The 6,564-nt window shown below is 71.9% G+C and carries 5 protein-coding genes; all 5 read right to left on the bottom strand.

Annotated features, from left to right (window positions below; translation table 11 throughout):
- Positions 1-715: NADH-quinone oxidoreductase subunit J (locus AC5LUJ_RS01575; protein ID WP_493464359.1), on the bottom strand; the 715-nt coding region annotated here is incomplete at its 3' end.
- On the bottom strand, positions 712-1,296 hold the full coding sequence (gene nuoI / locus AC5LUJ_RS01570; protein WP_250287404.1) for an NADH-quinone oxidoreductase subunit NuoI: 585 nt from the start codon (positions 1,294-1,296) through the stop codon (positions 712-714). The genes nuoI and AC5LUJ_RS01575, both read right to left, overlap by 4 nt.
- 3 nt (positions 1,297-1,299) lie before the next feature.
- Positions 1,300-2,664, bottom strand: a complete 1,365-nt coding sequence (nuoH, locus tag AC5LUJ_RS01565) for an NADH-quinone oxidoreductase subunit NuoH (RefSeq protein WP_250287406.1) — start codon at positions 2,662-2,664, stop codon at positions 1,300-1,302.
- Positions 2,661-5,183: an NADH-quinone oxidoreductase subunit G gene (locus tag AC5LUJ_RS01560; protein ID WP_493464358.1), complete on the bottom strand. Its 2,523-nt coding sequence runs from the start codon at positions 5,181-5,183 to the stop codon at positions 2,661-2,663. The genes nuoH and AC5LUJ_RS01560 overlap by 4 nt, the downstream gene beginning before the upstream one ends.
- A gap of 5 nt (positions 5,184-5,188) precedes the next feature.
- The gene (nuoF, locus tag AC5LUJ_RS01555; protein ID WP_250287492.1) at positions 5,189-6,475 is read right to left on the bottom strand and encodes an NADH-quinone oxidoreductase subunit NuoF; all 1,287 of its coding nucleotides are present in this window, start codon (positions 6,473-6,475) and stop codon (positions 5,189-5,191) included.
- Between the last annotated feature and the right edge of the window lie 89 nt (positions 6,476-6,564).

The raw sequence follows: 6,564 nt of genomic DNA, 5'->3' as shown, positions 1-6,564 counted from the left end.
CGCGGCCCGCGCCGGGACCGGCACCGCCGGGCAGGCCCGCCGGCAGCCGGGCGTCCTGGGGCCGGGCGTAGACGGCCGGCCCGGGGATCGGGGTGACCCGGCCCCCGTCGGCGAACCGGCGCCGCAGCATCTCCCGCTGCGTCACCTTGCCGTCGACCCGTTCCCGGTGCCCGAGGATCATGGCGCCGACCGCGGCGATGATGAGCAGCGCGGAAATGATCTCGAACGCGAACACGTAGTCGGTGAACAGCAGGCGGGCGATCGCCTGGATGTTGCCGCCGTCGTTGGCGGCCGTGAGCCCGGCCGCGGTGGTGCCGTTGTTGATCACGCCGCCGATCGGGAACACCAGCAGCCCGGCGAACCCGAACCCCAGGATGATCGCGGCCACCCGCTGGCCGCGCAGGGTCTCCACCAGGGAGTCGGAGGAGTCCACCCCGACCAGCATCAGCACGAACAGGAACAACACCATGATCGCCCCGGTGTACACGACGATCTGCACGAAACCGAGGAACGGCGCGTCCTGCAGCAGGTAGAAGACAGCCAGGCAGAAGAAGTTCGTCACCAGCAGCAGCGCCCCGTGCACGGCGTTGCGGGCGAGCACCATGCCCAGTGCCGCGAGCACCGCCACCGGGGCGAGCACCCAGAACGTCGCGGCCTCGCCGGTGGACGTCCGGGTGATCTCCCCCGCCGCCTGGGCCAGGATCTGCGCGCTCATCGGGCCGGCTCCGGCTCGCTGTCCAGGCCGGGCGCGTCCGCGCCGGCGCCGGAGAGACCGGATGCGTCGAAGGGGCCGGCGCGGTCCGGGTCGAACCGGTAGTAGTCCGTCTCGCTGTCACCGAGGAACATTGGATGCGGCGGCGCCGTCATCCCCTCGCCCAGCGGGGCGAGCAGCTGCTCCTTGGTGAAGATGAGGTCCGTCCGGCTGTCGTCGGCGAGCTCGTAGTCGTTGGTCATGGTCAGCGCCCGGGTCGGGCACGCCTCAATGCACAGGCCGCACAGGATGCAGCGCAGATAGTTGATCTGGTAGACGCGCCCGTAGCGCTCCCCGGGGGAGTAACGCTGCTCCTCGGTGTTGTCCGCGCCCTCCACGTAGATCGCGTCGGCCGGGCAGGCCCACGCGCACAGCTCGCAGCCGACGCACTTCTCCAGCCCGTCGGGATGCCGGTTGAGCTGGTGGCGGCCGTGGAAACGAGGCGCGGTCGGCTTCTTCTCCTCCGGATACTGCTCGGTCGTCGGCTTCTTGAACATGGTCGAGAAGGTGACGCCGAATCCCTTGTACGGGTCGAGGATCCCCATGGCTCAGCTCTCCTGCCGCGGTCCACCCGCGACGATGACGGTGGCGGACGACGACCGGTCCGGGCCGGTGACGGACGGCGGCCGGCCGGCCGCGCCGGCCGCGTCGGCCGTAGCGGCGGGCGGCGGCCACGGGATCCGGTCCAGACTGGGCGCGTTACGGATGCGCTCCTGCTCGGCGGCCTCAAGACGTTCCCGGTGTTTGCGCGCACCGGGATCGATGATCGTGACGATGAGCAGGATGCCGGTGGCGATCCCGAAACCGATCAGCCACGGCGTCCGGTCGGTGACGTTCTCCCGGTAGACCTTGAAGGTCGCCACGGCGAGCAGCCACACCAGCCCGACCGGGATCAGGACCTTCCAGCCGAACGCCATGAACTGGTCGTAGCGCAGCCGGGGCAGCGTGCCGCGCAGCCAGATGAACAGGAACAGGAACGCCAGCAGCTTCAGCACGAACCAGATCACCGGGAACCAGCCGGTGTCGAAGTGCGAGAAGTACGGGATCGGCGGCGGCTGCCACCCGCCGAGGAACAGCGTCGTCGCCACCGCGGACACGGTCACGGTGTTGATGTACTCGGCGAGGAAGAAGAACGCGAACTTGATCGAGCTGTATTCGGTGTGGAAACCACCGACCAGCTCGCCTTCGGCCTCGGGCAGGTCGAACGGCGTCCGGTTCGTCTCACCCACCATCGCGATGCAGTAGATGATGAAGGACGGCACCAGCACCACGTTCCACCAGTGGCTCTGGCCCTCCACGATGCCCGAGGTGGACAGCGTCCCGGAGTTGAGGAAGACCGCGACGAAGGACAGCCCCATCGCGACCTCGTAGGAGATGATCTGCGCCGCCGAGCGCAGCGACCCCAGCAGCGGGTAGGTCGACCCGCTCGCCCAGCCGGAGAGGATCAGCCCGTACACGCCCAGCGACGAGGCGGCCAGCACGAACAGGATGGCCACCGGCAGGTCCGCGAGCTGCAGGCTGGTGTGCTCACCGAAGATCGACACCTCGGGCCCGAACGGGATCACCGCGAACGCGAGGAACGCCGGGATCGCCGAGACGATCGGGGCGAGGATGAAGACCGGCCGGTCGGCGAGAACCGGGATGATGTCCTCTTTGAGCATGAGCTTCACGCCGTCGGCGAGGCTCTGCAGCCAGCCCTTGGGGCCGTGCCGGTTGGGGCCGACACGCTGCTGCATCCGGGCCACGACCTTGCGCTCGAACACGATCGCGAACAGCGTTATCAGCAGCAGGAAGGCGAAGACCGCCACGGCCTTGAGCAGGATCAGCCAGAACGGGTCGTCACCGAAGACGGCCAGGTCCGGGTCGGTGGCACCGGCCGCCAGCACCGGCGCGAACGAGGGTGAGTAGCTCATGACCGGCCTTCCGCGCCGCTGCCCGCGACGGCGTCGACAAGATCATGGCCGCCGTCCGGGGCGCCGGCGGCCACACTGATGTTCACCACTTCGCCGGCACGCCCGGCGAGCGAGGCACGGACGTGGGAGCCCGGTGAGAAGGCCGGCAGCCACACCACCCGGTCGGGCATCGAAGTGATCTCCAGGGGGAGGGTGATGGTGCCGCGGCCGGTGCTGACGCTGACGGGCGCGCCGTCGACCGCGCCGATCTCACCGGCCGTCACCGCCGACAGCCTGACCCGCGGCGGGCGGGCCGTCCCGGCGAGGTAGGGCTCGCCGTCGAGCAGCCGGCCGTCGTCGATCAGCTGGTGCCAGCTGGCGAGCACCGCCTGGCCCGGTGCCGGCTCGGGCAGCGCGGGCTGCTCGGCCGCCGGCGCCGGCACGCGGTTGATCCCGGCACCGGCACGGCCGAACCTCGCCAGCTCGCGCGCGGCCACCCCGGGGTCGTCCACACCGAGGGCGATCCCCATCCGGGCGGCCAGGATGTGCAGCACCCGCAGGTCCGGCAGCGCGGCGGTCTCCAGGGCCCGCTGGAACGCGCGCAGGCGTCCCTCCCAGTTGACGAACGAGCCCGCCTTCTCCGCCACCGGCGCGACCGGCAGGACCACGTCGGCGAGTTCGGTCACCGCGGAGGCGCGCACCTCCAGGGACACGCAGAACGGCACGGAGGCGATCACCTTCAGGGCGGCGGCCGGATCGGGCAGGTCGTGGACGTCCACCCCGGCGACGACGAGCCCGTCGAGCTCACCGGCGGCAGCGGCGGCGAGGATGGCCGCGGTGTCCCGGCCCGGCTCGGCCGGGACGACGGCACCCCAGATCTCCTCGGCCTCGGCGCGGGCCACCGGATCCGCCACCGGGCGCCCGCCCGGCAGCAGCGATGGCAGTGCGCCGGCGGCGAGCGCGCCGCGCTCCCCGGCCCGGCGTGGCACCCAGGCCAGCCGCGCGCCGGTCGCCTCGGCCAGCCGCAGCGCCGCGGTCAGCGTCCCGGGGGCCTGCGCGGCGCGCTCCCCCACCAGGATCACCGCCCCGTCGGCGCGCAGCGCGGCGGCCGCCGCGGACTGGGTCCCGTCCTGAATCCTGTTGACCGGCCCGGCCAGGGCGGCCAGGGCGGCGGCTTCGGCTCCGGGGACGACCGGCAGCAGCGTCCCGGAGATCTTCGACAACCCGCGGGTGGCCAGCGGGGCCAGCGAGAAGATCGCCGTGGTCTGCTTCTGCGCGGCCTTGCGCAGCCGCAGGAAGATCGTCGGCGCCTCCTCCTCGGGCTCGAGCGCGACCAGCAGGACGCCGGGCGCGGCTTCCAGACCGGCGTGGGTGACCCCGATGCCGGTGCCGGCGACCGCGTGGGCGAGGAACGCCTCCTCCTCGGCCGAGTGCGGCCGGGCCCGGAAGTCCACGTCGTTGGTGCGCAGGGCGACGCGGGCGAACTTGGCGTAGGCGTAGGCGTCCTCACGGGTGAGCCTGCCGCCGGCGAGCACGCCGACGCCGTGGCGGTCCCGGCATTCGGCCAGCCCGCGGGCGGCGAAGGCCAGCGCCTCGCTCCACGACGCCTCGACCAGCTCCCCGGTGGCGTCGTCACGGACCAGCGGGGTGCGCAGCCGGTCGGCGCCGTCGGCGTAGGTGAAGGCGAACCGGCCCTTGTCGCAGTTCCACTCCTCGTTGACGGCCGGGTCGTCGGCGGCGAGCCGGCGCCGGACCTTGCCGCGGCGGTGGTCGGTGCGCAGCGCGCAGCCGGCCGCGCAGTGCTCACACGCGGTCGGGGTGGACACCAGGTCGAACGGCCGGGCCCGGAACCGGTAGGCCGCGCTGGTCAGCGCGCCCACCGGGCAGATCTGCACGGTGTTGCCGGAGAAGTAGGACTGGAACGGCTCGTCCTCGCTGATCGAGACCTGCTCGTTGGCGCCCCGCTCGAACAGTTCGATGAAGGGGTCGCCGGCGATCTGCGCGGAGAACCGGGTGCAGCGCGCGCACAGCACGCAGCGCTCCCGGTCGAGCAGGATCTCGCTGGAGATGGCGACAGGCTTCGGGTAGGTCCGCTTGGCCTCCCGGAACCGTGAGACGGCGCCACCGTTGGCCATCGACTGGTTCTGCAGCGGGCACTCGCCGCCCTTGTCGCAGACCGGGCAGTCCAGCGGATGGTTGAGCAGCAGGAACTCCAGCGTCCCCGCCTGCGCCTTCTGCGCCACCGGCGAGGTGAGCTGGGTGCGCACGACCATGTCGGCCGCGACCGTGGTCGTGCAGGAGGCGACCGGCTTGCGCTGGCCCTCGACCTCGACGATGCACTGCCGGCAGGCGCCGACGGGGTCGAGCAGCGGATGGTCGCAGAACCGCGGGATCTCGATCCCGAGCAGCTCGGCGGCCCGGATGATCAGTGTCCCCTTCGGGACGCTGACCGCGATGCCGTCGATGGTCAGGGTGACGAGATCCGGCGGCGCGGGCTCGGCCGGGGGCTGCGAGGCGCTGCTCTTCGACACGGTTGTCATAGTGATCAGTGAGCTCCCGCGAAGGCGTCCGGCGTGCCGGCGACGCGGTCGGTGGGGGTGGCCGGGACGAACTCGTCCCGGAAGAACTTGATCCCGGAGACGATCGGTGAGGTGGCGCCGTCGGCGAGCGCGCAGAAGGCCCGGCCGAAGATGTTGTCGCAGGCGTCGACAAGGGTGTCGACGTCCTCGGCGTCGCCGTCACCGCGTTCGAGCCGGGAGAGGATCTGGACCATCCAGGTGGTGCCCTCGCGGCAGGGCGTGCATTTGCCGCAGGACTCGTGCGCGTAGAACTGGGTGAGCCGCCGGACGACCTTGAGCATGTCCACGGTCTCATCCATGAGCATGATGGCGGCGGTGCCGAGCAGGGAGCCAGCCTCGGCGACCCCCTCGAAGTCCAGCGGGACGTCGAGATGGTCCGCGGTGAGCATCGGCGTCGAGGAGCCGCCGGGCGTCCACGCCTTCAGCCGCCGGCCGCCGCGGATGCCGCCGGCGAGATCCAGCAGCTCGGCGAGGGTGGTCCCCATCGGCGCCTCGTACTGGCCCGGGCGGGTCACGTGCCCGGACAGGCTGTAGATCTTCGGCCCCGGCGAGCGCTCCCGGCCCATCGAGCGGAACCACTCCACCCCGCGCCGGATGATGAACGGCACGGTGGCGATGGTCTCCACGTTGTTGACCACGGTCGGGGACGCGTACAGCCCGTGGGTCGCCGGGAACGGCGGGCGCAGCCGGGGCTGGCCGCGGCGGCCCTCCAGCGAGTCCAGCAGCGCGGTCTCCTCGCCGCAGATGTAGGCGCCGGCCCCGGAGTGGACGACCAGGTCCAGGTCGAAGCCGCTGCCGAGGATGTCACGGCCGAGGTAGCCGGCCTGGTACGCCTCGGCGACCGCGGCGCGCAGCCGGCGCCCGCAGTGCACCAGCTCCCCGCGCAGGTAGATGAAGGCGCGGTGGGCCCGCACCGCGTAGGAGGCGATGATGATGCCCTCCACCAGCGAGTGCGGGTCGGCCATCATCAGTGGCGCGTCCTTGCAGGTGCCGGGCTCGCCCTCGTCCGCGTTGATCACCAGGTAGTGCGGCTTGTCGTCGCCCTGCGGGATGAAGCTCCACTTCATCCCGGTGGGGAAGCCGGCACCGCCGCGGCCGCGCAGCCCGGAGTCCTTGACAATCTTGATGATGTCGTCCGGGCCCAGCTCCAGGGCCTGCCGCAGCGCCTGGTAGCCGTCGGTGCTCTCGTAGACGGCCAGTGTCCAGGAGCCGGGGGTGTTCCAGCGTCCGGTGAGGACCGGGGTAACCGGCATGGTCAGCTCCCCTTCGTCGAATCGTCGGTCCGCGCGGCCTTGGCGGGAGCGGCCTTGGCGGGAGCGGCCTTGGCGGGAGCGGCCTTGGC

It is taken from the genome of Protofrankia sp. CiP1_Cm_nod3, assembly GCF_982290655.1.
Note: the sequence above shows the minus strand (reverse complement) of the source record. Positions and strands in the feature narration are given on the sequence as shown.